The sequence below is a fragment of the Streptomyces sp. NBC_01363 genome (assembly GCF_026340595.1).
Lineage (GTDB): Bacteria > Actinomycetota > Actinomycetes > Streptomycetales > Streptomycetaceae > Streptomyces.
On record NZ_JAPEPF010000001.1, the window covers coordinates 763,562 to 789,356 of the forward strand.

27 protein-coding genes are annotated in these 25,795 nt (G+C 70.3%); 7 read left to right on the top strand and 20 right to left on the bottom strand.

Features of this window, described 5'->3' with window-relative positions; genetic code table 11:
* Positions 1–55 precede the first annotated feature (55 nt).
* The 5 genes from alr to glmS form a co-directional block, all read right to left on the bottom strand.
* A complete protein-coding gene (gene alr / locus OG611_RS03475) occupies positions 56–1,210 on the bottom strand; it encodes an alanine racemase (RefSeq protein ID WP_266415423.1) in 1,155 nt (384 codons plus the stop codon).
* A 97-nt stretch (positions 1,211–1,307) separates the two neighbouring features.
* On the bottom strand, positions 1,308–1,691 hold the full coding sequence (locus OG611_RS03480; RefSeq protein ID WP_266415426.1) for a DUF488 domain-containing protein: 384 nt from the start codon (positions 1,689–1,691) through the stop codon (positions 1,308–1,310).
* 51 nt (positions 1,692–1,742) lie between these two features.
* The gene (locus OG611_RS03485; protein WP_266415428.1) at positions 1,743–3,194 is read right to left on the bottom strand and encodes an NAD(P)H-hydrate dehydratase; all 1,452 of its coding nucleotides are present in this window, start codon (positions 3,192–3,194) and stop codon (positions 1,743–1,745) included.
* Between the two features lie 4 nt (positions 3,195–3,198).
* Positions 3,199–3,567: a holo-ACP synthase gene (locus OG611_RS03490; protein WP_266415429.1), complete on the bottom strand. Its 369-nt coding sequence runs from the start codon at positions 3,565–3,567 to the stop codon at positions 3,199–3,201.
* A 20-nt stretch (positions 3,568–3,587) separates the two neighbouring features.
* Positions 3,588–5,435: a glutamine--fructose-6-phosphate transaminase (isomerizing) gene (gene glmS / locus OG611_RS03495; RefSeq protein ID WP_266415430.1), complete on the bottom strand. Its 1,848-nt coding sequence runs from the start codon at positions 5,433–5,435 to the stop codon at positions 3,588–3,590.
* Positions 5,436–5,684: 249 nt separating this feature from the next.
* Between glmS and OG611_RS03500 the strand changes: the two genes are divergently transcribed.
* From OG611_RS03500 to OG611_RS03520, 5 genes are all read left to right on the top strand, one after another.
* Positions 5,685–6,287: an RNA polymerase sigma factor gene (locus OG611_RS03500; protein WP_266415431.1), complete on the top strand. Its 603-nt coding sequence runs from the start codon at positions 5,685–5,687 to the stop codon at positions 6,285–6,287.
* Entirely contained in the window at positions 6,275–7,252 is a 978-nt protein-coding gene (locus OG611_RS03505) for a CU044_5270 family protein (protein ID WP_266415433.1), read from the top strand. The genes OG611_RS03500 and OG611_RS03505 overlap by 13 nt, the downstream gene beginning before the upstream one ends.
* 276 nt (positions 7,253–7,528) lie before the next feature.
* Positions 7,529–8,062, top strand: a complete 534-nt coding sequence (locus tag OG611_RS03510) for a hypothetical protein (protein ID WP_266415436.1) — start codon at positions 7,529–7,531, stop codon at positions 8,060–8,062.
* A gap of 85 nt (positions 8,063–8,147) precedes the next feature.
* Complete coding sequence (coaA, locus tag OG611_RS03515; protein ID WP_266415438.1) at positions 8,148–9,143, top strand: type I pantothenate kinase; 996 nt, start codon at positions 8,148–8,150, stop codon at positions 9,141–9,143.
* Positions 9,144–9,170: 27 nt separating this feature from the next.
* Positions 9,171–10,145 carry a DUF389 domain-containing protein gene (locus OG611_RS03520; protein WP_266415441.1) on the top strand — a complete coding sequence of 325 codons (975 nt, stop codon included), beginning with the start codon at positions 9,171–9,173 and terminating at the stop codon, positions 10,143–10,145.
* A gap of 3 nt (positions 10,146–10,148) precedes the next feature.
* Here OG611_RS03520 and glmM read toward each other — a convergent pair whose 3' ends face one another.
* From glmM to OG611_RS03540, 4 genes are all read right to left on the bottom strand, one after another.
* On the bottom strand, positions 10,149–11,507 hold the full coding sequence (glmM, locus tag OG611_RS03525; protein WP_266415443.1) for a phosphoglucosamine mutase: 1,359 nt from the start codon (positions 11,505–11,507) through the stop codon (positions 10,149–10,151).
* Between the two features lie 170 nt (positions 11,508–11,677).
* Entirely contained in the window at positions 11,678–12,205 is a 528-nt protein-coding gene (gene rpsI / locus OG611_RS03530) for a 30S ribosomal protein S9 (protein ID WP_030914197.1), read from the bottom strand.
* Between the two features lie 44 nt (positions 12,206–12,249).
* Positions 12,250–12,693, bottom strand: coding sequence for a 50S ribosomal protein L13 (gene rplM, locus OG611_RS03535; RefSeq protein ID WP_072486702.1), 444 nt, complete (start codon positions 12,691–12,693; stop codon positions 12,250–12,252).
* Between the two features lie 341 nt (positions 12,694–13,034).
* Entirely contained in the window at positions 13,035–14,663 is a 1,629-nt protein-coding gene (locus OG611_RS03540; RefSeq protein ID WP_266425487.1) for an ABC-F family ATP-binding cassette domain-containing protein, read from the bottom strand.
* A 58-nt stretch (positions 14,664–14,721) separates the two neighbouring features.
* On the opposite strand from OG611_RS03540, the gene OG611_RS03545 reads away from it, so the two are divergent.
* Together OG611_RS03545 and OG611_RS03550 are read left to right on the top strand one after the other, a co-directional pair.
* Positions 14,722–15,573, top strand: a complete 852-nt coding sequence (locus OG611_RS03545; RefSeq protein ID WP_266415447.1) for a hypothetical protein — start codon at positions 14,722–14,724, stop codon at positions 15,571–15,573.
* A 16-nt stretch (positions 15,574–15,589) separates the two neighbouring features.
* Positions 15,590–17,482: a hypothetical protein gene (locus OG611_RS03550; protein ID WP_266415449.1), complete on the top strand. Its 1,893-nt coding sequence runs from the start codon at positions 15,590–15,592 to the stop codon at positions 17,480–17,482.
* A gap of 5 nt (positions 17,483–17,487) precedes the next feature.
* Here the strand turns inward: OG611_RS03550 and truA are convergent, their stop codons facing one another.
* The 11 genes from truA to secY all read right to left on the bottom strand — a co-directional run bounded on the left by truA (position 17,488) and on the right by secY (position 25,738).
* Complete coding sequence (gene truA, locus OG611_RS03555) at positions 17,488–18,342, bottom strand: tRNA pseudouridine(38-40) synthase TruA (protein ID WP_266415452.1); 855 nt, start codon at positions 18,340–18,342, stop codon at positions 17,488–17,490.
* A gap of 97 nt (positions 18,343–18,439) precedes the next feature.
* Positions 18,440–18,940 (bottom strand): 50S ribosomal protein L17, encoded by a 501-nt coding sequence (gene rplQ, locus OG611_RS03560; RefSeq protein ID WP_124716932.1) that lies wholly within the window; start codon positions 18,938–18,940, stop codon positions 18,440–18,442.
* A gap of 254 nt (positions 18,941–19,194) precedes the next feature.
* Positions 19,195–20,217 (bottom strand): DNA-directed RNA polymerase subunit alpha, encoded by a 1,023-nt coding sequence (locus OG611_RS03565; RefSeq protein ID WP_024755423.1) that lies wholly within the window; start codon positions 20,215–20,217, stop codon positions 19,195–19,197.
* A 107-nt stretch (positions 20,218–20,324) separates the two neighbouring features.
* On the bottom strand, positions 20,325–20,951 hold the full coding sequence (gene rpsD / locus OG611_RS03570) for a 30S ribosomal protein S4 (protein ID WP_266415458.1): 627 nt from the start codon (positions 20,949–20,951) through the stop codon (positions 20,325–20,327).
* A 31-nt stretch (positions 20,952–20,982) separates the two neighbouring features.
* Positions 20,983–21,387 (bottom strand): 30S ribosomal protein S11, encoded by a 405-nt coding sequence (gene rpsK, locus OG611_RS03575; RefSeq protein WP_003956432.1) that lies wholly within the window; start codon positions 21,385–21,387, stop codon positions 20,983–20,985.
* A 105-nt stretch (positions 21,388–21,492) separates the two neighbouring features.
* Positions 21,493–21,873 (bottom strand): 30S ribosomal protein S13, encoded by a 381-nt coding sequence (gene rpsM / locus OG611_RS03580; RefSeq protein WP_014047799.1) that lies wholly within the window; start codon positions 21,871–21,873, stop codon positions 21,493–21,495.
* A gap of 194 nt (positions 21,874–22,067) precedes the next feature.
* Positions 22,068–22,181 (bottom strand): 50S ribosomal protein L36, encoded by a 114-nt coding sequence (rpmJ, locus tag OG611_RS03585; RefSeq protein WP_003956441.1) that lies wholly within the window; start codon positions 22,179–22,181, stop codon positions 22,068–22,070.
* Positions 22,182–22,241: 60 nt separating this feature from the next.
* On the bottom strand, positions 22,242–22,463 hold the full coding sequence (gene infA / locus OG611_RS03590) for a translation initiation factor IF-1 (RefSeq protein WP_003956442.1): 222 nt from the start codon (positions 22,461–22,463) through the stop codon (positions 22,242–22,244).
* Positions 22,464–22,787: 324 nt separating this feature from the next.
* A complete protein-coding gene (map, locus tag OG611_RS03595; protein WP_266415460.1) occupies positions 22,788–23,624 on the bottom strand; it encodes a type I methionyl aminopeptidase in 837 nt (278 codons plus the stop codon).
* Positions 23,625–23,762: 138 nt separating this feature from the next.
* A complete protein-coding gene (locus OG611_RS03600; protein ID WP_266415462.1) occupies positions 23,763–24,419 on the bottom strand; it encodes an adenylate kinase in 657 nt (218 codons plus the stop codon).
* Positions 24,419–25,738 (bottom strand): preprotein translocase subunit SecY, encoded by a 1,320-nt coding sequence (gene secY / locus OG611_RS03605; protein WP_093540755.1) that lies wholly within the window; start codon positions 25,736–25,738, stop codon positions 24,419–24,421. Before secY ends, OG611_RS03600 begins: the two co-directional genes overlap by 1 nt.
* Positions 25,739–25,795: the final 57 nt, after the last annotated feature.

Sequence of the window (25,795 nt, forward strand, 5' to 3'; positions counted from 1 at the left end):
GGCCGGTCTGTTCCGGTCGTGATCCGATCGTGCCTGGTCAGGGGCGCACGATCGGTCAGGACTCGGCCGGGGTCGCGTGCAGGTGCACGCGCGGTACGCGGGTGCCGATCCGGGTGACGATCTCGTACGCGATCGTGTCGGCGGCCTGCGCCCAGTCCTCGGCGCTCGGCTCGCCCCGGTCCCCCGGGCCGAAGAGCACCGCCTCGCTGCCCACCTCGATCTCGTCCCCGTCGAGGTCGACGACGAACTGGTCCATGGCCACCCGGCCGGCGATCCGCCGGGTGACGCCGCCGACCAGGACGGGCGCCCGGCCGGAGGCGTGGCGCGGGATGCCGTCCGCGTAGCCGACCGGCACCAGGCCCAGGGTGGTCTCGGCGGAGGTCGTGTAGTGGTGGCCGTAGCTGATGCCGTGGCCGGCCGGCACCTGCTTGACCAGGGCGATCGACGCGATGAGCGTCATGACGGGGCGCAGCCCGAAGTCGGCCGGGGTGCCCAGCTCGGGGCTGGGCGAGATGCCGTACATCGCGATCCCGGTCCGTACGAGGTCGAAGTGCGCCTCGGGGATGGTCAGCGTCGCCGGGGAGTTCGCCATGTGGCGCACCTCGGGTTCGACGCCCTCCTTCTCGGCGTGCGCCGCCATGTCCCGGAACACGGCCAGCTGGGCGGCGATGGAGGGGTGGCCGGGCTCGTCGGCGCAGGCGAAGTGGGACCACAGGCCGGTGATCCGGACGGTGCCCGCGTCCTCGGCGGCGCGGGCGGCGGCGACCAGCTCCGGCCAGTCGGCGGGCTGGCAGCCGTTGCGCCCGAGGCCGGTGTCGGCCTTGAGCTGGATCCGGGCCGGGACGCCCGCGTCCGTGGCCGCGGCGACGACCTCGCGCAGGGCCCACATCCCGCTCACCGACACGTCGATGTCGGCCTCGATCGCCTCGCGCCAGGGACCACCCGGGGTCCACAGCCAGCACATCACCCGGCCGCCGAGTCCGGCGGCCCGCAGGGCGAGCGCCTCCTGCGGCGTCGCGGTGCCCAGCCAGGTCGCTCCGGCCTCCAGCGCGGCGCGGGCGCAGGGCACCGCCCCGTGTCCGTACGCGTCGGATTTTACGACGGCCATGAGTTGCGCGCCGCCCGCCCGCGCGCGCAGCACCCGCACGTTGGCGCGCAGCGCGGCGAGGTCGATCTCGGCACGGGCTCTCAAGGACACTGTCTCGTTCATCGCGCCCAGTCTCTCAGAGGCGTACGGCAGGGCCCTCGGGCGGCGGGTCGGAAGGGGCCCGCCGCAGGGGGCGTCCGCCCGGCGCCGGGTGCGCACCTCAGTGATGGCGCAGCTCGTGTTCCAGATGGTCGACGATGACCGGGACATGGCTGTGGGGTACGTCCTTGACCGCCGTGATCAGTGTCACCGGGCCGCCCTCCCGGACCAGTTCGACCAGTTCCCGGACGGCCGCCGTGTGGACGGGGTCGGACAGTTCGGTGCGGTAGCGCTCGACGAACTCGTCGTAGCGGGTGGCGGTGCGGTCCTCGTGGTACCAGTCGCGGAGCTCGTTCGACGGGGTGATGTCCTTGAGCCACTTGTCGATCGCGGCCTTCTCCCTGGACTCGCCACGCGGCCAGAGCCGGTCGACGAGGACGCGGGTGCCGTCGCCTTCCTCCTTCGGCTCGTACACCCGGCGTACGCGTACCTCGCTGCTGCCCACGGTCGGCCCTCCTGTCGGCTGCGGTCGGCTGCTGCCTGGGCCCAGGATCGCTCAGGCCCGAACGTCCCGCCACGCCGCCGGGATCGCCTCCGCGACGTCCTGGGCGGCGACGGGCGAGCCGTCGGAGGCGTGGCGGGCGGCGAGTCCGTGCAGATGGGCGCCGGCCGACGCGGCGTCACGCGGGGCGAGGCCCGCGGCCAGCAGGGAGCCGGTCAGTCCGGAGAGGACGTCGCCGCTGCCGGCCGTGGCCAGCCAGGAGGTGCCGGTCGGATTGACCCGTACGGGAGTGTCCGGGTCGTCGGTGGCGACCAAGGTCGTCGACCCCTTGAGCAGGACCGTGGCGCGGTAGCGGGCGGCCAGCTCCCGTACGGCGGCGAGCCGCCCCGCCTCGACCTCCTCGCGCGCCACGCCGAGCAGCGCGGCGGCCTCACCGGCGTGCGGGGTGAGCACGGTGGGCGCGGTGCGCGCGCGTACGGCACCGGTGTCCAGCAGCCGCAGCCCGTCCGCGTCCACCAGCACCGCGACGTCCGCCGCCAGCACGTCCCGGACCCCCTCGGCGGCCTCCGCGCCGTCACCGAGTCCGGGCCCGACGACCCAGGCCTGCACCCGCCCCGCCTTCGACGGCGGCCCCGCGTGGACCAGCGTCTCCGGATGACGGGCGATCACCGCGTCCGCGCCCGGACCGACGTACCGCACGGCCCCCGCGCCGCCCCGCAGCGCCCCGGAGACGGCCAGCACCGCCGCGCCCGGGTACCGCGCGGAACCGGCGACGATGCCGACGACCCCGCGCCGGTACTTGTCGCTCTCGGCGCCGGGGACGGGCAGCAGCGCGGCGACGTCCGCGTACTGGAGCGCCTCCAGGTCGGGTACGTCCGGCAGTTCGGACCCGAGCCCGATGTCGACGAGGCGCAGCGCGCCGGCCCGTTCGGCGGCCGGGTCGACGAGCAGGCCCGGCTTGTACGTGCCGAAGGTGACGGTCGCGTCGGCGCGCACCGCCTCGCCGGGCACCTCGCCGGTGTCGGCCTCGACCCCGCTGGGCAGGTCGACGGCGACCAGGGGCGCGCCGGTCGCCGCGAAGGCCCGCACCAGCTCGGCGGCGCCCGGACGCAGCCCGCCCCGGCCACCGATGCCGGTGATCCCGTCCACCACGAGATCGATGTGGCCGCCCCAGGCGTCCGCGCCCTCCGCGACCCGCCCGCCGGCCGCGAGCAGGGCCGCGAGGCCGCCCTCGTGAGCGCGGTCCGGCGAGGTGAGCACGGCGCGCACGCCGGCGCCCCGGCGGGCGAGCCGGGCGCCCGCGTACAGCGCGTCGCCCCCGTTGTCGCCGCTGCCGACAAGGAGGACGACCCGGGCCCCGTACACCCGGCCGCGCCGCCGCAGCACATCGGCGCAGGCCGCCGCGAGTCCCGCGGCGGCGCGCTGCATCAGCGCGCCCTCGGGCAGCCGGGCCATCAGGGCCCGCTCGGCGGCCCGTACGGTCTGAACGCTGTAGGCGGTACGCATGTGCTCAACCCTCCGCGATCACCACGGCGGACGCCACCCCCGCGTCGTGGCTGAGCGACACGTGCCAGTGCCGTACACCCAGCTCGGCGGCGCAGGCGGCGACGGTGCCGCTGACCCGCAGCCGGGGCTGTCCGCTGTCCTCGACGTACACCTCGGCGTCCGTCCAGTGCAGTCCGCCGGGCGCGCCGAGCGCCTTCGCGAGGGCCTCCTTCGCGGCGAACCTGGCGGCGAGCGAGGCGATACCGCGCCGCTCGCCGCTGGGCAGCAGCAACTCCTGTTTCAGAAAGAGCCGTTCGGCCATCTGCGGCGTGCGTTCCAGCGCCGCGTCGAACCGTTCGATCTCGGCCACGTCGATCCCGACCCCGATGATCACGCGTATTCCCTCATCCCTCGCTACTCCACGGTCACGGACTTCGCCAGATTGCGCGGCTGGTCCACGTCGTTGCCGCGGGCCGTGGCCAGTTCGCAGGCGAATACCTGCAGCGGCACGGTCGACACCAGCGGCTGGAGCAGCGTAGGCGTAATGGGGATCCGGATCAGGTGGTCGGCGTAGGGGACGACCGCCTCGTCACCCTCCTCGGCGATGACGATGGTGCGGGCACCGCGGGCCCTGATCTCCTGGATGTTCGACACGACCTTGTCGTGCAGCAACGACCGGCCGCGCGGCGACGGCACCACCACGACGACCGGGAGGCCGTCCTCGATGAGCGCGATCGGGCCGTGCTTGAGCTCACCGGCGGCGAAGCCCTCGGCGTGCATGTACGCGAGCTCCTTGAGCTTCAACGCGCCTTCCAGGGCCACGGGATAGCCGACATGGCGGCCCAGGAAAAGCACGGTGTCGTGACCGGCGAGGGAGCGGGCGAGTTCGCGTACCGGCTCCATGGTCTCCAGGACCCGTTCGACCGCGCCGGAGATCTCGGAGAGCTGGCGGATGACGGTGCGGATCTCGTCGCCCCACTTCGTCCCGCGGACCTGTCCGAGATACAGGGCGACGAGGTAGCAGGCGACCAACTGGGTGAGGAAGGCCTTGGTGGAGGCGACGGCGACCTCGGGGCCGGCGTGCGTGTAGAGCACGGCGTCGGACTCCCGGGGGATGGTGGAGCCGTTCGTGTTGCAGATGGCGAGGACCTTCGCGCCCTGTTCGCGGGCGTGCCGCAGGGCCATCAGGGTGTCCATCGTCTCGCCGGACTGCGAGATCGCGACGACCAGGGTGCGGTGGTCGAGGATCGGGTCGCGGTAGCGGAACTCGCTGGCCAGCTCGGTCTCGCAGGGGATGCGGGTCCAGTGCTCGATGGCGTACTTGGCGATCATCCCGGAGTGGAAGGCGGTGCCGCAGGCCACGATGACGACCTTGTCGACCTCGCGCAGTTCGTACGGCGGGATGCGTACCTCGTCGAGGCGGAGCGAGCCCGAGCCGTCGATCCGTCCGAGGAGCGTGTCGGCGACCGCCCTGGGCTGTTCGGCGATCTCCTTGAGCATGAAGTAGTCGTGGCCGCCCTTCTCGGCGGCGGAGACGTCCCAGTCCACGTGGTACTCGCGGACCTCGGCGGGCCGCCCGTCGAAGTCGGTGACCGTGACCCCCTCGCGGCGCAGCTCGACCACCTGGTCCTGGCCCAGCTCGATCGCGGAGCGGGTGTGCGCGATGAACGCGGCGACGTCGGAGGCCAGGAACGACTCCCCCTCCCCCACCCCCACCACGAGCGGCGAGTTGCGCCGGGCCCCGACCACCGTGCCGGGTGCGTCCGCGTGCACGGCGACGAGGGTGAAGGCGCCCTCCAGCCGGCGGCAGACCTGCCGCATCGCCTCCGCCGGGTCGGCGCAGGAGGAGAACGCCTCGGCGAGCAGATGGGCGACGACCTCCGTGTCGGTCTCGGAGGCCAGGTCGTGGCCGCGCTCGGCGAGCTCGGCGCGCAGGGCGGCGAAGTTCTCGATGATCCCGTTGTGCACGACGGCGACGCGGCCCGCGTTGTCGAGGTGCGGGTGGGCGTTGGTGTCGGTGGGGGCGCCGTGGGTGGCCCAGCGGGTGTGTCCGATCCCGGTGGTCCCGGCCGGGAGCGGCGCCTCGGCCAGGGCCTTCTCCAGATTGACGAGCTTGCCGGCCTTCTTGGCGGCGGCCAGACCGCCGTCCGCGAGCACGGCGAGGCCCGCCGAGTCGTAGCCCCGGTACTCAAGGCGCTTGAGGCCCGCGACGACGACGTCCTGGGCCGACTGTCCACCGACGTAACCGACGATTCCGCACATATCGTTCCCTTCGTGGTCACCCGCCCCTCTTCTTCGCATCGTCGCAGAAGGGGAACGGGGCGGCAGGGAGGACGGCGTCCCGGGGGCGATCCGCCCGGTGCGCGCGCGGGGCGGCGACCGGGCGGACCCCGGCGGGCGAAGGGGCCGGGGCGGCATCGGGGGTGGCCGCCCCGCATACCCTGTGAACCTTTCCGGCCCCAGCGGGGAACAAGGGGTGACACGCTCACCCCCCGAGCCCCAGGAGCCGATGTGACCGGACCGCCGCCGGCCAGCCCCGACGACGATGCCGAGGTCATCGCGCAGTCGCTGGAGGAGCCCGAGATCTTCGCCGGGCTCTACGACCGTCACGCACCGGACATCCACCGCTATGCCGCCCGCCGCCTCGGGGAGGGTGCGGCGGACGACATCACGGCGGAGACCTTCCTCATCGCCTTCCGCTCCCGGCGCCGCTACGACCGCTCATACCGCAGCGCCCGCCCCTGGCTGTACGGCATCGCGGCCAACCTCATCGGCAAGCACCGGCGCAGCGAGGAGCGGGGGCTGCGGGCCCTGGCCCGTACCGGTCGGGACCCGGTGGCCGCCTCCTGGAGCGAGCGTTCCGACGACCGGATCGCCGCCCAGGCACCCCTGGCCGTGGCGCTCGCCGCGCTCTCGCCCGGCGACCGGCATGTGCTGCTGCTCGTCGCCTGGGCCGACCTCGGGTACCAGGAGGTCGCCGAGGCGCTGGGCATCCCGCTCGGCACCGTGCGGTCCCGGCTCAATCGCGCCCGCCGCAAGGTCCGCGAGGCCCTCTGCACGGACCCCTCGTTCACGCCCGACGCCATGGAGCTGACCCCGTCATGGACGAAATGACCCAGCTGCGCGAGCTCCGCGCGGACGCGCCCGTTCCCGACCGTGGCGCGCTCGCCCCGGGCCGGCAGCGGCTCACCGAGGCCGCGGCCCCGGGTCGTCGCGTCCACCGCCTGCGGGCGGACTGGCGGGTCGCCGCCGTCGGCGCGGCCGCGGCGATCACCGTGGCGGCGGTGCTCGGCACCCAGCTCGGGGACGCCGCCGACCGCTCCGGACCCGCCTCGACCGCCGGGACCCTGCGGCTGGACAGCCCGGCCGAGGTGCTGAACCGGGCCGCCGACGCGCTGGAGAAGCAGCCGGCCGGGCCGGAGCCGCGCGACGACCAGTGGATCTACACCAGGACGGCGCAGGCCGCGCAGGGCGACCGGAACGGCATGGCCGCCGGCCGCGTCACGTACGACCCCGACGACTGGGTTCCGTACGGCAACTCCGCCGCGGCCAAGAACGGCAAGGACTCCGACTACCGCACGGCCCGCCAGGTCTACCGGGCTGCCGAGGCGCTGCCCGACGACCCGGCGCGGCTGCTGGCGAAGGTCCGCTCGTTCTATCCGGCCGGCAACACGGCCGAGAGCCCGCCCGAGGCCGAGGCGCAGCACAGCTTCCGGGCGATGGGGCTGATGGTCGAGGCGTATCCGATCGCACCGGCCGCCCTCGCCCGGCTCTACCGGGCCATGGCCACCATCCCCGGCGTGCACGTCACCGACCACCTGGTGAAGGACGCCGCCGGGCGCGAGGCCATCGCCATCACCCGGAAGGAGGACGGCATCCATGAGCAGCGGGAGATCCTGCTCGACCCGCACGACTTCAGCTACGCCGGTCTGCGTTTCGTGGTCACCGAGGACTACGAGTACGCGCTCTCCGACGGCAAGGTGAAGCGCCAGACGATCAAGTTCAAGGCCGGGCAGATCCTCACGAGCGAAGCCCGGGTCGAAGCCGCCGTCGTCGACGCCAAGGGCGAGAAGCCCTGATGTCACGGGCGAGGCGCCCCACCGTCACCGGGCGCCCCTGAACCGGGTCCGGTGTCCGCCACAGGGGTGCGGACACCGGCCCCCGCCGACGGCGGCAGGTGCCCCGGGGTGCATCATGGCGTCGCCGCCGACCGGCACCGATTCCGGCCGGTCGGCCGAGAATCGGGGGTGGGTCGCATGTCCGGCGCCGAAGGGCCGGTCACGTCGCAACGTCCACCCTGGGATCTCCGGCCTTCCCGGCCGTTCCCCGTGCCCCCTCCGCGGCCGAAGCGCCGGATGTCGAACAAGGGCGCCGTCGTGCTGGGGCTGGGCATCGGGGCGGCCCTCGTCGTGCTCGTCCCCGTGGGGCTGTTCGTCCTGCTGTTCCTCCTGCGCTACGTGAACATCCCCCCGGAGCCCGACGGCCCGCCGCTCGTACTGACGCGAGGTCAGCTGCGCGGCACCTGGCAGGACGAGCACGGCGGCCGGCTCGTCCTCGCCGAGGACGGCACCTTCGGCGCCACGAACGTCTGCGGCGACTACACGGATGCCACCACCGGCGACAGCTCCGGATTCGGCTTCCCGTCCACCATGACCGGGACCGGCACCTGGGAGTCCGGCGTGTACGCGACCCAGGAGGGCGCGACGGAACTGTCCGTCGAATTCGCCCCCGGCAAGGTCAGCGGCCAACTCGCGGCCAGGGGGAAGACCGATTCCGCCGTCCTGTGGACGTTCATCGGCGACCCCGACAGCGGAGAGCTCTGCGTGCTCAGGAAGGTGAGCACGAACGTCGGCACGAAGGCGGGCACGAAGGCGGGCGCACAGCCGTGAACGACGGCGGCGGCACCGGCCCGGCCCTCCCTCACGTGACCGAGCCCACCCCCCACTCCGTTCAAACTCCCGCAACAATGAACCCGTGATCACTTCGCCGCCACGGAGCACCCACCGACGCGCCGAGCATGCGGCGACGCCGTACGTCGATCTGTCCCGCGCCGAGTGGAGCGCGCTGCGCGACAAGACGCCCCTGCCGCTGACCGCCGACGAGGTCGAGCAGCTGCGCGGGCTCGGGGACGTCATCGACCTCGACGAGGTACGCGACGTCTACCTGCCGCTCTCCCGGCTCCTCAACCTCTACGTCCAGGCCACCTCGGGTCTGCGCGGCGCCCTGAACACCTTCCTCGGGGACGCGGGGAATGGCCACGGCGAGCAGCGCGGCACCCCGTTCGTCATAGGCGTCGCGGGCAGTGTCGCGGTCGGCAAGTCCACCACCGCGCGCATCCTCCAGGCGCTGCTGGCCCGTTGGCCCGAGCATCCGCGCGTGGAGCTGGTGACCACGGACGGGTTCCTGTTGCCGATGAAGGAGCTCCAGGCCCGCGGCCTGATGTCGCGCAAGGGGTTCCCCGAGTCGTACGACCGGCGCGCCCTGACCCGTTTCGTCGCCGACATCAAGGCGGGCAAGGACGAGGTGACGGCGCCCGTCTACTCGCACCTGATCTACGACATCGTGCCGGACGAGCGGCTCACCGTACGCCGCCCCGACATCCTGATCGTCGAGGGGCTGAACGTGCTGCAGCCCGCGATGCCCGGCAAGGACGGCCGGACCAGGGTCGGTCTCGCCGACTACTTCGACTTCAGCGTGTACGTGGACGCGCGCACCGAGGACATCGAGAGCTGGTATCTCAACCGGTTCCGGAAACTGCGCGCGACCGCGTTCCAGAACCCGTTCTCGTACTTCCGCAAGTACACCCAGGTCTCCGAGGAGGAGGCCATGGAGTACGCGGCGACGATGTGGCGGACCATCAACAAGCCCAACCTGGTGGAGAATGTCGCGCCCACCCGGGGCCGTGCCACCCTGGTGCTGCGCAAGGGACCGGACCACAAGGTCCAGCGGCTGTCGCTGCGCAAACTCTGAGTCCGCGAGCCTCCCGGGAGTGGCCACGTGCTGCATCTGCGCCTGATAGTCCCCACCGACCGTACGGACGAGGTGCTGCACCTGCTGGACAGCACCCTCGGTACGACGCATCTCGTCGTGATGGCCGGGGCCGCCCGCAATCCGGCGGGTGACGTGGTGATGTGCGATGTGGCCCGTGAGGCGGGTGACGAGCTGATCTCCGCGCTGCGCCGCCTCGGCATCGACAAGTCCGGTTCGATCACTGTCGAGAACATGGACCTGACGCTCTCCGCCCACGCCGACAGGGCCGAGGAGGCCGCGCCGGGCGAGGGCGCGGACGCGGTGCTGTGGGAGGAGCTGACGGAGGCGACCCACGAGGAGTCGACCTTCAGCGTCACGTACGTGGCGTTCCTCACCGTCGCGACGATGCTCGCCGCCTGCGGTGTGATGCTCGACAACGCGATCCTGATCGTGGGCGCGATGGCGGTCGGCCCGGAGTTCGGGCCGCTGGCCGGGATTTCCACCGCCCTGGTGCAGCGTGCTCCGCGACTGGCGCTGCGTTCCTTGTACGCGCTGATCGGCGGCTTCGCCCTCGCGATGGTGCTGACGGCCGGGTTCGCCTGGCTGATGGACGCCTTCGGGCTGTTCACCCGCTCGATGATCGAGGCCGACCGTCCGAACACGGCGTTCATCTGGAAGCCCGACGCGATGTCGTTCGTGGTGGCCTTCCTGGCCGGGATCGCCGGAACGCTCTCGCTCACCTCGGCGAAGTCCGGGGCGCTGATCGGGGTCGCCATCTCGGTGACGACCGTGCCGGCCGCGGCCAACGCGGCGGTGGCGTTCAGCTACAGCGACTACCACCAGATGTCGGGCTCCACCACCCAGCTGCTGGCGAACCTCGGCGGGATCGTGGCCGCGGGGACGCTGACCCTGCTGGTCCAGAAGGCCCTGTGGGCGGCACACCGCCGCCGGACGGTCCTCGTCGCGAGGCCGTCCGGCGATCAGGGCCTGTCCGGCCGCTGAGCACTATCCCAGCGCGGACTTCACGACATCGGCCAGCCGCTCGGCGATGGCCCGCGCCTGCTCGATGTCGGCCGCCTCGACCATGACCCGCACCAGCGGCTCCGTGCCCGACTGGCGCAGCAGCACGCGTCCGGTGGAGCCCAGCTCGCGCTCGGCCTCGGCCACGGCCTCGGCGACCTCGGGGGAGGTCGCGACCCGGGACTTGTCGACGTCGCGGACGTTGATCAGCAGCTGCGGCAGCCGCTGCATGACCCCGGCCAGATCGGCGAGCGTACGGCCGGTGGCGGCGATCCGGGCCGCCAGCAGCAGGCCGGTCAGCGTGCCGTCGCCGGTCGTGGCGTGGTCCAGGACGATGACATGGCCGGACTGCTCGCCGCCCAGCGCGTAGCCCTCGGCCTTCATCGACTCCAGTACGTAGCGGTCGCCGACGGCGGTCTGGACGAGCTGGATGCCCTCCCGCTCCATCGCGATCTTGAAGCCGAGGTTGGACATGACGGTGCCGACCACGGTGTCCTTGCGCAGCTGTCCGGCCTCGCGCATGGCGAGGGCGAGGACGGCCAGGATCTGGTCGCCGTCGACCTCCTCGCCCGTGGCGTCCACGGCCAGGCAGCGGTCCGCGTCGCCGTCGTGCGCGATGCCGAAGTGGGCGCCGTGCTCCACGACGGCGGCCTTCAACGGCTCCAGATGGGTGGAGCCGCAGCCGTCGTTGATGTTCAGGCCGTTCGGGTCGGCACCGATCGTGACGACCTCGGCGCCGGCCCGCGCGAATGCCTCGGGCGAGACCCGGGCCGCCGCGCCGTGCGCCTCGTCGAGCACGACCTTCAGCCCGTCGAGCCGGTTCGGCAGGACCGCGACGAGGTGGGCCACGTAACGGTCGAAGCCCTCCGCGTACTCGGTGACGCGTCCCACACCGGCACCGGTCGGGCGCTCCCACGGCTCACCGGTGCGGTGCTGCTGGTAGATCGACTCGATCCGGTCCTCCAGCTCGTCGGAGAGCTTGTGACCGCCGCGGGCGATGAACTTGACACCGTTGTCCGGCATGGAGTTGTGGCTCGCGGAGAGCATCACACCGAGGTCGGCGCCCAGCGCGCCGGTGAGGTACGCCACCGCCGGGGTGGGCAGCACACCGACGCGCAGGACGTCCACGCCGGCGCTGGCGAGACCGGCCACCACGGCGGCCTCCAGGAACTCTCCGGACGCGCGTGGGTCACGGCCCACCACGGCTGTCGGCCGGGGCCCGTCGAGAGTGCTCCCCTCGGCGAGAACATGCGCCGCAGCGACCGAGAGACCGAGCGCCAGCTCGGCCGTCAGATCCGCATTGGCGACACCGCGCACACCGTCCGTGCCGAAGAGTCGTCCCACTGGTGTCCTCCGAAGATGCTCCGAAACCGCACAACCAAATCAACCAAAGCAGCCCAACAAGCCTATGAGCGTCTTATGCCGTTATACGCCCGAGGGTGCCGATAAACGAACGCCCCGGCAGCACGAGGTGTGCCGCCGGGGCGAACGTGTAAAGCAGATGAGCAGGCGGATTAGCGCTTGCTGTACTGCGGGGCCTTGCGGGCCTTCTTGAGACCGGCCTTCTTGCGCTCGACCGCACGGTCGTCACGGGAGAGGAAGCCGGCCTTCTTCAGCGGGGCGCGGTTGTTGTCCACGTCCGCCTCGTTCAGCGCACGGGCCACGCCGAGACGCAGGGCGCCGGCCTGACCCGAGACGCCGCCACCCGAGATGCGGGCGATGACGTCGTAGCGGTTGTCGAGCTCGAGCACCTTGAAGGGCTCGTTGACTTCCTGCTGGTGCACCTTGTTGGGGAAGTAGTCCTCAAGGGTGCGACCGTTGATCTTCCACTTGCCGGTGCCCGGAACGATCCGGACGCGGGCGATGGCGTTCTTCCGACGGCCAAGGCCGGCGGCGGGCTGCGGGTCGCCGAAGCGGGAGGCCAGCGACTCGCTGGTGTACTCGCCCTCGACGGGAACCTCGGACTCGAAGGTGGTCACCTCGGCGAAGACCTCTTCGCCCTCGGTGCCCTCGACGGGGTTCTCAACAGTGGTCTCGGCCACGATTCTCCTCAGATCTTTCTTTTGGTCTTAGGGGGAGGCCGGAACTACTGCGCGACCTGGGTGATCTCGAACGGGACCGGCTGCTGAGCAGCGTGCGGGTGCTGGTCGCCCGCGTAGACCTTGAGCTTCGAGAGCATCTGACGGCCCAGGCTGTTCTTGGGGATCATGCCCTTGATGGCCTTCTCGACGGCCTTCTCGGGGCTCTTGGCGAGCAGCTCGTCGTAACGGACGGAGCGCAGACCACCCGGGAACCCGGAGTGGCGGTACGCCATCTTCTGGGTCTTCTTGTTGCCGGAGAGGTGAACCTTCTCGGCGTTGATGATGATGACGAAGTCGCCCATGTCCATGTGGGGGGCGTAGATCGCCTTGTGCTTGCCGCGGAGGAGGTTCGCAGCCGTGGTGGCCAGACGACCCAGGACGATGTCCTGCGCGTCAATGATGTGCCACTGGCGCGTCACATCGCCGGGCTTGGGGCTGTACGTACGCACTTCGTAGCCTTCGCTTCTTCAGTGGATGGGGTCCAGACACATGGCACCTCTGAAGCGATCATGCAGCTGGGGCTCACAATGCCGGGGACGCTGCCCGTATGCGAGCCACTGGTAACTGCTCCAGAGAACCTACGTAAGGGCCCTACGCGTGAGAACGACGAAGCCAATACGCATAACAATCAACGAGACTACCCGCCCCGCCCCGGACGGGTCAAAACGTGTGGCCCCCGGGCGGGCGGCAGCGGGGTTCCCCGGCCTGGCCGGCCCCGCTGCCGGGGGTTCCGTCCTCAATCGCCGGACGGGCTGGTTGGTGCGGGTTCCCCGCGGGGGTGCGCCGCGCGCTACCGCGCCCGTTCCACCCTGCGCTCGTCCCACACCGGCTCCGTCGTCTCGCGTACGACGCCGTCCGAGCCGAACACCAGATAGCGGTCGAAGGACTTCGCGAACCACCGGTCGTGCGTGACGGCCATCACGGTCCCCTCGTACACCTCCAGACCGTCCTGCAGCGCCTCCGCCGACTCCAGGTCCAGGTTGTCCGTCGGCTCGTCCAGCAGCAGCGCGGTCGTGCCGGCCAGCTCCAGGAGCAGGATCTGGAACCGCGCCTGCTGCCCGCCGGACAGCTTCTCGAAGGGCTGGTCGCCCTGCCGTTCCAGCTCGTAGCGGCGCAGTACGGACATGGCGCCGCCCCGGTCCTTGGCGTGCTCCGTCCACAGGATCTCGACCAGCGTCTTGCCCAGCAGCTCCGGATGGGCGTGGGTCTGCGCGAAGTGCCCGGGTACGACGCGTGCCCCGAGCTTCCACTCCCCCGTGTGCGCGACCTGCTCGCCCGCGAGGAGCCGCAGGAAGTGCGACTTCCCCGATCCGTTCGAGCCGAGGACGGCGACCCGTTCCCCGTAGAAGATCTCCAGGTCGAACGGCTTCATCAGCCCGGTCAGCTCAAGGTTCTTGCAGGTCACCGCCCGTACCCCGGTCCGGCCGCCGCGCAGCCGCATCTTGATGTCCTGCTCGCGCGGCGGCTCCGGCGGCGGGCCCGAGTCCTCGAACTTCTTGAAGCGGGTCTGCATCGCCCGGTAGCGGGACGCCATGTCGGGGCTGATCGCCGCCTGCTGCCGCAGCCGGTGGACCAGCGCCTTCAGCCGGGCGTGCTCCTCCTCCCAGCGCCGCAGCAGCTCCTCGAACCGGGCGAACCGGTCCTTGCGGGCCTGGTGGTACGTGTCGAAGCCGGCGCCGTGCACCCACACGTCGCTGCCGGCCGGGCTCGGCTCCACGCTGACGATCTTCTCGGCGGCCCTGGACAGCAGCTCGCGGTCGTGGGAGACGAAGAGGACCGTCTTACGGGTCTCCTTGAGCTTCTCCTCCAGCCAGCGCTTGCCGGGCACGTCGAGATAGTTGTCCGGCTCGTCGAGCAGCAGCACCTCGTCGGGACCGCGCAGCAGCGCCTCCAGCACCAGGCGTTTCTGCTCACCGCCGGACAGCGTGCGCACCTCGCGCCACTGCGCCTTCTCGTACGGGACGCCGAGCGCGGCCGTGGTGCACATGTCCCAGACGGTCTCGGCCTCGTACCCGCGGGCCTCCGCCCAGTCGCTCAGGGCCTGCGCGTACTTCATCTGCGCGGCCTCGTCGTCGACGGTGAGGATCAGCTCCTCGGCCCGGTCGACCGCCAGGGCCGCCTCCCGGATACGCGGCTGGGACACGGAGACGAGCAGGTCCCGGACGGTGCGCTCGTCGCGCACGGAGCCCACGAACTGCTGCATCACCCCGAGCCCGCCGCTCACCGAGACGGAACCGCCGTGCGGCTGGAGATCCCCGGCGAGCAGCCTGAGCAGCGTCGTCTTCCCGGCGCCGTTGGCCCCCACGAGGGCGACCACGGCCCCGTCCGCCACCCGGAACGAAGCATCGCCGAGCAGCACCCGCCCGTCCGGTAGGTAGTACTCCAGGTGGCCCGCTTCAAGATGTCCCATGCACAGCATTGTCACGGCCCGCGAAGCCCTGGCCCAACCGGTTTACGTCTCCTCTAGGATTCGCCGCATGAGCTTTGGGCAAGGGGGGCCCTCCGGGGGGCCCGGGGGCACACAGACTCCGGACTGGGCAGCGCTGGCCGACGAGTCCGCCGCGCGCAACCGCCGCAAGAGGTGGCTGCTGATCGGCGGCGGCGTGCTCGCCACCGCGGCGATCGGCGCGATCGTGGCCACGGCGGTCATCTCGACCAACAAGAACAACAGCAACAACTCCGGCAAGAACGCGAGCGAACTGCCCGCGCCGAGCGATCTGCCGAGCGACACCGCCGAGCCCGAGCCGTCCTTCTCCTCGGTGGCCCCGCCGCCCCCGCCGGACCCGAAGGACTACATCTCCGACGCGAAGAAGGACCGGGCGCCGATCACCGTCGACGCGTTCTTCCCCGGCAAGAAGCTGACGATGGGCAACCGGGTCTACGTCAAGGGCGCGACCCAGCAGACGAAGAACTGCGCCGCGACCACGAAGGGCGCCCTCGGCCCGATCCTCGTGAACAACGGCTGCGACCAGGTCGTCCGGGCCACGTACAGCAAGGACGGCGTCGCCGTCACCGTCGGCCTCGCGGTCTTCCGGACGGAAGCGCAGGCGAAGAAGACGGCCCGGCAGGCGAGCGGCAGCATCGCCACGCTGAGCGGCGCGGGCGTGCCGTCCTTCTGCCTGCCCGGATCGGTCTGCCGCCGTACCGCCAACTCCTACGGCCGTTACGCCTACTTCGCCATCAGCGGGTACACCAACGGCAAGAACGTCACCACGGCCGACAAGAACGCCTACGCCACCGGTGACGACCTGACGAACTTCACGTTCCGTCAGATCCGCCACCGCGGCGAGCTCCAGGCCTCGGCCGCGGCCACCGCGCAGACCGGCTGACGGGTACCGGGGATCCGTGCGCCTTCCGTTCCTGCTCGCCCTTCCCCGCGTGCTGCGCCACAGCGCGGCCATCGGCGCCGACCTGCCACCGGACGAGGCCGTTTCCGTCGACGCGCCGGACCCCGCGCTCCGGGCCGCCCTGGCCTCGGCCGCCGACGGCGACCACGGCCCCGCCCGGGAGCTGCTCGCCGGGACCCGCGAGCACCGGCAGTGGGAGCTGAGGGACGGCTACGCGGCACGGCTCGCCGGGGCCGCCCTGCACAACCCCGGCTGGCTGGACGCCTGGCAGGCCGAACACCCCGAGGACCCGGACGCGGCCCTGGTCAAGGCGGATCTCGGCATCCACCAGGCGTGGGAAATGCGTTCCACGGAAAGCGCCGGGCAGGTCTCGCGCGACCGGTTCCGGGCCTTCTTCGCACTGCTGGAGGACGCCGCACCGGTGATCGGCAGAGCGGCCGAACTCAACCCCGCCGACCCCGTGCCCTGGCGCATCGCCCTGACCCACGCGCTGGGTAGCCAGGCCCCCCGTGAGGTCTTCGACGGCTACTGGGCGCAGGCCCTGGCCCGCGACCCGCACCACTACGGATGCCACACCGCCGCCCTCACCTACCTCTGCGCGAAGTGGCACGGCTCGCACACGGAGATGTTCGACTTCGCCGAGCGCGCGGCCGACACGGCCCCGCCCGGCTCGAAGCTGCACGCGCTGCCCCTGTTCGCGGCGCTGGAGTACGTGGTTCGGTCCCCCGGCGCACCGCCCGGCCCCGACCCGTTCGCGCCCCGCGTCGCAGCCGCGGTCACCCGCGCCCTGGACCTCTCGGAGGCGTACGGACCGGGCAGCCAGGAGGCGGCCGGCTTCCGCAACTGCCTGGCCCTGATGCTGCTGCGCACGGAGCGCTGGGACGAAGCCCTCGACGCCTTCCGCAGCATCGGCACCCACGCCACCGAATTCCCCTGGGCGTACTTCGGCGACGACCCGCGCCAGGAGTTCCTCGAAACCCGTTCCGGCACCCGTATCCAACTGGCGTCCCTGACACCCTTCTTCGGCCGCCCCCCGCAGCCCCGCACCGCGCCGGCCCCCGCCCCCGGCGCCCCCTGCGCGGTGGCGATAGCGGTGGCCCGCCCGGCGGAGGTGGCGCAGGCGGCGCTGATGTGCGGCGTCTCGCTCCGCACCGCCCCCGCGACCGACAGGCACACCTATGTCGAGGCCGTCGCCGGGGCACGCCCCGCCAAGCGCTCGATCCTGTCCACGGAGGACCCGCTGACCACGGCGGCCGACAACTTCACCACCGGCGAGAAGTGGCCCACGCTGGTCCTGCGCCGCACCCCCGAGCGCTGCGGGCTCACGCTGTTCCTCAAGGGCAGGCCGCTGGCCGCCCACGAGTGGAACGCCACGTCCCCGGCCCCCGACCACGCCGCGGTCACCGCCACGGCCGAGGCCCTGGCCCGCGCCTTCGCCCTCCCGGACCCCCGCCCGCTGACGCACATACTCCGCTCCACCGGCAACCCGCCCCGCCACCAGTCGGACCTGCTGGCGGCCCTGGCCCTGCCCCCGCTCCCGCCGGGCTTCGGTGACCGCCCGGACGTCCTGGACACCCTGCCGGGCGCCCGGGTGCTCACCCGGCGGGGCCTGCTGGCCGGCATGCGTTCCACGATGACCACCCAGGACGGCGAGCACCCGGCGTCCCCGGACGCGTACGAGCCCCGCCGGCCGCGCTGGTGGCTGCTGCGCGTGCTGAGCCTGCTGCTGTTCACCGCGGCCGCGGTGAACGGCTGGGCGGCCCCCGACATCACCCCGTCCCTCGCGACGGCGTACACGCTCGCGGCCCTGTTCACGGCGGCCGGGCTGAGGCGCGCCTGGCACCAACGGCGGGCACACACCGCCGCGGCGGCGGCAGCGGCCCGGGAGTAGACGCCTCAGCAGCAACCGCCTCCGGGGAGCGTGCGCACATTGCGCGCCTCCACGGCGCGGGCGGCCAGCAACTCGTCGGCCGGGTAGGCCACTTCCTCCAGCGTCAGCCCGTGCGGACGCACCACGTGCACCCCGGGGTCCCGCACCCGGGCCGCCAGCACCTGGGCCGGCCACTCGGCCGGACGGCGCCCGTCCCCGACGAAGAGCGCCGCGCCGATCAGCGCGCGGACCATGTTGTGGCAGAACGCGTCCGCCTGCACGGTCGCCGTCAGGATCCCGGTCGCCCGGTCCCGTACCCAACTCAGCTTCTGCAGCGTACGGATGGTCGTCGCGCCCTCGCGCTTCTTGCAGTACGCGGCGAAGTCGTGCTCCCCGACCATCCGGGCCGCCGCCTCGTTCATGGCCGCCACGTCCAACGGCCGGTCGTGCCACAGCACATGACCGCGCAACAGCGGATCCACCCCGCCGGGACGATCGCAGACGCGGTAGGCGTACCGACGCCACAGCGCCGAGAACCGTGCGTTGAAACCGGCGGGCGCCGGCGCGATCCGCCAGATCCGTACATCGGGCGCCATCCGGCCGGCCATCCGCCGCAGCAGCTTGTCCGCGTGCTCGGCCCACACCTCGTCCGGCAGATCCACATGCGCGACCTGGCCCCGGGCGTGCACCCCGGCATCGGTCCGCCCGGCGACGGTCAGGTCGTACGTCCGCGAGGACCGCGTCACGGTCCGCAGCGCGTCCTCGATCTCCCCCTGGACGGTCCGCCTGGAGGTCTGCTTCGCCCAGCCCGAGAAGTCCTTGCCGTCGTACGCCAGGTCCAGCCGCACCCGTACGAAGCCGGGCTCCACTTCGTCACTCACCCAAGGGTCCTTTTCCGCAGCTACTCGCAGGTACATACGGAACGGGCCCGCACCGCCCCGAAGGGTGATGCGGGCCCGTCCAGTGGTCTCAGAACGCTCAGGCGTCCTTGGACTCGGCGTCGTCGGCCGGCTTGGCGTCCTCGACGGCCTCGGCCGGAGCCTCGTCCTTCTTGAGGGCGTCTTCCTTGACCGCACGCTTCGTGGCGGCCTCGGCCTCACCGGTGGCCTGCTGGGCCACGGTCAGCGCCTCGACCAGCTCGATGACCGCCATCGGGGCGTTGTCGCCACGACGGTTGCCGATCTTGGTGATGCGGGTGTAACCACCGGGGCGGTTCTCGTACCGCGGGGCGATCTCGGTGAAGAGCGTGTGCACGACGCCCTTGTCCGTGATCGACTGCAGCACCAGGCGACGGTTGTGGATGTCGCCCTTCTTCGCCTTGGTGATGAAACGCTCGGCGACCGGACGCAGGCGACGGGCCTTGGCCTCGGTCGTGGTGATGCGGCCGTGCTCGAACAGCGACTTCGCGAGGTTGTTGAGAAGAAGCTTCTCGTGCGCAGCGCTGCCGCCCAGACGGGCACCCTTGGCGGGCTGAGGCATGGTTTTTCTCCTTGTGTGCTGCACCGGCCGTATCAGGTACCGGTGTCAGTTCCCGCGCGGCGGACGCCACACGGAAGTCTTCGTCTGCCGCACGCACCCGACATCGGGCCTCAGCCCGAAAATCGAGCCCGTCCGGCGATCGAGGACAGAGCCCTCGCGTACGAGCCGAGATCAAGCCCGTCCGGCGATCGAGGACAAAGCCTCACCCCGGTCCGGGGCGCCCAGAAATCCCGGGCACCCCGGCCGGAGGCGGATCAGTACTGCTCGGTCTCCACGAAACCGGCGTCCGCGTCGTCGTCGGCGCCAAAGGCATCGGCGGCGGCGGTCGGGTCGAAGCCGGGAGGCGAGTCCTTCAGCGCGAGGCCCATACCGGCCAGCTTCGCCTTGACCTCGTCGATCGACTTCGCACCGAAGTTGCGGATGTCGAGCAGGTCGGCCTCGGAACGAGCCACGAGCTCACCCACGGAGTGGATGCCCTCGCGCTTGAGGCAGTTGTACGAACGGACCGTGAGCTCAAGCTCCTCGATCGGCAGCGCCAGATCGGCGGCGAGCGCGGCGTCCGTCGGGGACGGGCCCATGTCGATGCCCTCGGCGTCGATGTTGAGCTCGCGCGCCAGGCCGAACAGCTCGACCAGGGTCTTACCGGCCGAAGCCATGGCGTCACGGGGACGCATGGCCTGCTTGGTCTCGACGTCGACGATCAGCTTGTCGAAGTCGGTGCGCTGCTCGACACGGGTCGCCTCGACCTTGTACGTGACCTTGAGCACCGGCGAGTAGATGGAGTCGACCGGGATACGGCCGATCTCCTGGCCCGCCTGCTTGTTCTGGACGGCGGAGACGTAGCCGCGACCGCGCTCGACGGTCAGCTCCATCTCCAGCTTGCCCTTGCCGTTGAGCGTGGCCAGGACCAGGTCCGGGTTGTGGACCTCGACACCGGCCGGCGGGGCGATGTCAGCAGCGGTGACCAGGCCGGGACCCTGCTTGCGCAGGTACATCACGACCGGCTCGTCGTGCTCCGAGGAGACGACCAGCTGCTTGATGTTGAGGATGAGGTCGGTGACGTCCTCCTTGACGCCCGGCACGGTGGTGAACTCGTGCAGGACACCGTCGATCCGGATGCTGGTGACAGCAGCGCCGGGGATCGAGGAGAGGAGCGTGCGGCGAAGAGAGTTGCCGAGGGTGTAGCCGAAGCCCGGCTCCAGCGGCTCGATGACGAACCGGGAGCGGAACTCGTCAACGACCTCTTCGGTCAGCGACGGACGCTGAGCGATAAGCATGTTGCGTTCCTTCAGTCGTGGGCGCCCACTATTTGACGCCCCCAGATACCGACAAGGGTACGGGCGGCACGACCCCGAAGAGCCGTACCGCCCGGACCCACGAGCTACTACTTGGAGTAGAGCTCGACGATCAACTGCTCCTGCACCTGGGTGTCGATCACCGGGCGCTCGGGCAGGGAGTGCACGAGGATCCGCATCGTCGACGGCACGGCTTCGAGCCACGCCGGAACGGTGCGCTCGCCGGCCTCGGCCTGGGCCACCTGGAAGGGGGTCAGGGCCTTGGACTTCTGACGAACCTCGATGACGTCGTTCACGGCGACGCGGGCCGACGGAATGTCGGTCTTCGTGCCGTTCACGGCGATGTGTCCGTGACGCACCAGCTGACGGGCGTGGTCGCGGGACTTGGCGAAGCCTGCCCGGTAGACCACGTTGTCGAGGCGGGTCTCAAGGATGCGCAGAAGGTTCTCACCGGTCTTGCCGGTCTTCTGGTTCGCTTCCTTGTAGTAGTTCACGAACTGTCGTTCAAGAACACCGTAGATACGCGAGCACTTCTGCTTCTCACGAAGCTGAAGCAGGTACTCGCTGTCCTTGGTGCGCCCGCGTCCGTGCTCACCCGGGGGGTAAGGACGGATCTCGATCGGGCACTTCGCGCTCTCGCACTTGCTGCCCTTGAGGAACAGCTTCTGCTTCTCCCGACGGCAACGCTTGCAGTCGGCCCCGGTGTATCGCGCCATTTTCCAGTTGTCTCCGTTGCTTCAGACGGAATCAGACGCGGCGACGCTTGGGCGGCCGGCATCCGTTGTGCGGAGTGGGGGTGACGTCCTGGATCGAACCGACCTCCAGGCCGGTGGCCTGGAGCGAACGGATCGCGGTCTCGCGGCCGGAGCCCGGACCCTTGACGAAGACGTCAACCTTGCGCATGCCGTGCTCCTGCGCGCGGCGGGCGGCCGACTCGGCGGCCATCTGCGCGGCGAAGGGGGTGGACTTGCGCGAGCCCTTGAAGCCGACGTGGCCGGCGGAGGCCCAGGAGATCACGTTGCCCGAGGGGTCCGTGATCGAGACGATGGTGTTGTTGAACGTGCTCTTGATGTGCGCGTGGCCGTGAGCGACGTTCTTCTTTTCCTTGCGACGCACCTTCTTGGCTGCGCCCTGACGACCCTTGGGGGGCATGTCTTGACTCCAGATGGAGAGGGGAGGTGATCGGTCCTACAGCGAAGACCGCTGGTTGCTGCGGATGACCGGTGGCCCGGACGCCCGCAGTGCGTCCGCTGAGGACTACTTCTTGCCCGGCTTCTTCTTGCCGGCGATCGCGCGACGCGGGCCCTTGCGGGTACGAGCGTTCGTGCTGGTGCGCTGGCCGTGGACCGGCAGACCGCGACGGTGGCGAATGCCCTGGTAGCAGCCGATCTCGATCTTGCGGCGGATGTCGCCCTGGATCTCGCGGCGAAGGTCACCCTCGGTGCGGAGGTTGGCGTCCACGTACTCGCGGATCTTGACCAGGTCCTCTTCGGCCAGGTCACGAACGCGGGTGTTCGGGTTCACGCCGGTGGTGGCGAGGATCTCCTTGGACCGGGTGCGCCCGATACCGAAGACGTAGGTGAGGGCAACCTCCACGCGCTTTTCGCGCGGGATGTCAACACCTGAAACGCGTGCCATTCAATGGCTCCAGTTGTTAATTCGGGGGTCTTCCGCAGTGCCGCTCCCGATCGCCGACCGCTCGTGACGAGAGGTGGTACGCCCGGGTCCCCGGCCCCCGCCGGAGGTGTCGTCAGCCGAAGCTTGGACGGACTCTGCGTATGTACGTTTTACGTGCGTCGCGCGAAGTACTGCGAGATGCAGGGGGTCGTGCGTCAGCCCTGGCGCTGCTTGTGGCGCAGGTTGTCGCAGATGACCATGACCCGACCGTGACGGCGGATCACCTTGCACTTGTCGCAGATCTTCTTGACGCTCGGCTTGACCTTCATGGGATGTCAGGTTCTCCGGGTCAGTGCCGTCACCGCGCGGAAGCGGGGTGGAGGCAAGATCTACTTGTAGCGGTAGACGATCCGGCCACGCGTCAGGTCGTACGGGGAGAGCTCCACGACGACCCGGTCATCCGGAAGGATTCGGATGTAGTGCATCCGCATCTTGCCGCTGATGTGCGCGAGGACCTTGTGACCGTTCTGGAGTTCCACCTTGAACATGGCGTTCGGGAGGGACTCGATCACGGTGCCCTCAATTTCGATGGCACCTTGCTTCTTGGCCACGCTTCGCCTTTCGAATCGGCTACCTTGATCGACTTTCGGCATCGCATGCGGACACACTGATGCACGACAGCCGACGAGTCAGTCTACGTCAGCGGACCCCAAAAGACGAATCCGTCAAGTTTGCCCACCCGAGGAGATCCTTAGACCTCCACAAGCAGGCCAAATCCCCCATCGGGTCCGGCCTCGCGGTACGCCGGCTCAGCCCAGCGGGTCCGGAGCCGCCTCGATGCCGGCCCCTCCCCCCACGCAGCCCTCGCGGGCTCGGCGCCGGAGCGCCTCACAGGCTTCGGCCGGCTGCGCCGGGCTCCGCCCGGCGGTGCCGGCTCAGCCCAGCGGGTCCGGAGCCGCCTCGATGCCGTACTGCGCCAGCTTCTCCTTGCCGCAGTCGGGGGCGGTCAGGACCAGGGGGCCCTGCTCGGTGAGAGCGATCGAGTGCTCCCAGTGGGAGGACCAGGTGCCGTCCGTGGTGATGACGGTCCAGTCGTCCTGGAGCACCTCGGTCTGTGCCGTACCGAGCGAGACCATCGGCTCGATGGCCAGGCAGACGCCGGGGACGAGCTTGATGCCCTTGCCGCGCTTGCGGGCGACATAGTTCAGCAGGTGCGGGTCCATGTGCATCTCGGTGCCGATGCCGTGGCCGCCGTAGTCCTCGATGATCCCGTACTTGCCGGTGGCGGGGCGGGGCTGGCGGCGGATGTAGGACTCGATCGCCTTCGAGATGTCGACGAGGCGGTTGTTCACCTTCATCGCGGCGATACCCGCCCACATGGACTCCTCGGTCACCCGGGAGAGCTCGACCAGCTCCGGAGCGTGACCGGTGCCCACGAAGGCCGTGTACGCGGCGTCGCCGTGCCAGCCGTCGACGATCGCGCCGGCGTCGATGGAGATGATGTCGCCGTCCTTGAGGACGGTCTTGTCGTCCGGGATGCCGTGGACGACGACCTCGTTGACCGAGGTGCAGATGGTCGCGGGGAACCCGCCGTACCCGAGGAAGTTCGACTTCGCACCGTGGTCGGCGATCACCTTGCGGGCGACCTGGTCCAGGTCGAGCGTGGTGGCGCCGGGCACCGCCGCCTCGCGGGTGGCCGCGTGAATGGCAGCGACCACCAGCCCCGCCTCACGCATCTTCGCGATCTGCTCGGGGGTCTTGATCTGCACCATTGCGCGGCGCCTCTCTGCATCGGACTGCATCGAACGGTGATGTCTGCGGCGTACTCACACAACGATACGGCGCAAGCAGTCGGCCGCGGCGCCCATGGACGCCGCGGCCGACTGCACAAGTACTGCGGGTGTTTTCGCTCAGCCCTGGTCGGACTTGAGAGCCTCCATCGCCCGCTCGGTCACATCGTTGACCTTGCCGAGCGCGGAGATGGTGACCACCAGGTTCTGGGCCCGGTAGTAATCGATGATCGGCTCGGTCTGCGTGTGGTAGACCTCCAGCCGCGTACGAACCGTGTCCTCGGTGTCGTCGTCGCGCTGGTACAGCTCGCCGCCGCAGACGTCGCAGACGCCCTCGGTCTTCGGCGGGTTGTACGTCACGTGGAAGACGTGGGAGCCGTCGTTCCGGCAGATCCGGCGGCCGGCGATGCGCTTGACCACCTCGTCCTCGGGGACCTCCAGGTCCAGGACCGCGTCGAGCTTGGTGCCCTCGTCCTTCAGCATGGCGTCAAGGGCCTCGGCCTGACCCACGTTGCGCGGGAAGCCGTCCAGCAGGAAGCCGTTCTCGGCGTCCGGCTGGGACATGCGGTCCTTGGCCATCCCGATGGTGACCTCGTCCGGGACCAACTGACCCGCGTCCATGAAGGCGCGGGCCTGCTTGCCAAGGTCGGTGCCCTGGCTGATGTTGGCGCGGAAGAGATCGCCCGTGGAGATCTGCGGAATCGACAGGTTCTTGGCAAGGTACGCAGCCTGCGTTCCCTTGCCGGCACCGGGCGGCCCGACGAGGACGATTCGCATCAGCGGAGGAACCCTTCGTAATTGCGCTGCTGGAGCTGACTCTCGATCTGCTTCACGGTCTCCAGCCCCACACCCACGATGATCAGGATGCTCGTCCCGCCGAACGGGAAGTTGGCGTTCGCACCACCGAAGCCGGCCAACGCCATCGTCGGCACAAGAGCGATCAGACCCAAGTACAGCGAGCCCGGCCAAGTGATCCTGTTGAGCACGTAGCTCAGGTACTCGGCAGTAGGTCGACCAGCCCGGATACCCGGGATGAACCCACCATACTTCTTCATGTTGTCGGCGACTTCCTCGGGGTTGAACGAAATCGCCACATAGAAGAAGGCGAAGAAGACGATCAGCAGGAAGTACGCCGTGATGTAGTACGGGTGGTCGCCCTTGACGAAGTTGTCCTTGATCCAGGTCGCCCAGCCCGCGGTGGAGTTGGAGAACTGGACGATCAGGGCGGGGATGTAGAGCAGCGAAGAAGCGAAGATGACGGGAATCACACCCGCCTGATTGACCTTCAGCGGAATGTACGTCGAGGTACCGCCGTACGACCTGCGGCCGATCATTCGCTTCGCGTACTGCACCGGGATGCGGCGCTGGGCCTGCTCGACGAAGACGACGAGGCCCACCATCACGAAGCCGATCAGGATGACGGTGCCGAATTCGATCCAGCCGTCGGCCAGCTTGCCGCTGGTCTTGATGGCCCACAGGGCGCCGGGGAAGCTGGCGGCGATCGAGATGAACATCAGGATCGACATGCCGTTGCCGATGCCGCGGTCGGTGATGAGCTCACCGAGCCACATGACGGCCGCGGTACCCGCGGTCATCGTGATGACCATCACGATGGTCGTGAAGATCGACTGGTTCGGGACGATCTGGTCGGCGACCGGGCAGCCGCTGAAGAGGGCGCCGCTGGTGGCGGTGGCCACCAGGCCGGTGCCCTGGAGGATGGCGAGCGCGACGGTCAGATAACGCGTGTACTGCGTGATCTTGGCCTGCCCGGACTGCCCCTCCTTCTTGAGCGCCTCGAGTCGGGGGATGACCACGGTCAGCAGCTGAAGAATGATGCTGGCCGTGATGTACGGCATGATGCCGAGCGCGAAGATCGTGATCTGCAGCAGTGCACCACCGCTGAACATGTTCACCAGGCCGAAGAGGCTGTTGTTGCCCTTGCTGGCCTGATCAACACAGGTCTGGACGTTCTCGTAGCTCACTCCCGGTACCGGGATGTGTGCCCCGAGCCGGTAGAGCACGATGATGCCGAGCGTGAAGAGCAGCTTCTTGCGCAGGTCGGGCGTCTTGAACGCCCGGGCGAACGCGGTGAGCACGGTGCCTCCTGCGACCCCCGCGCAAAGCGTAGAGGTGACGGTCTTGAGGATCGACGA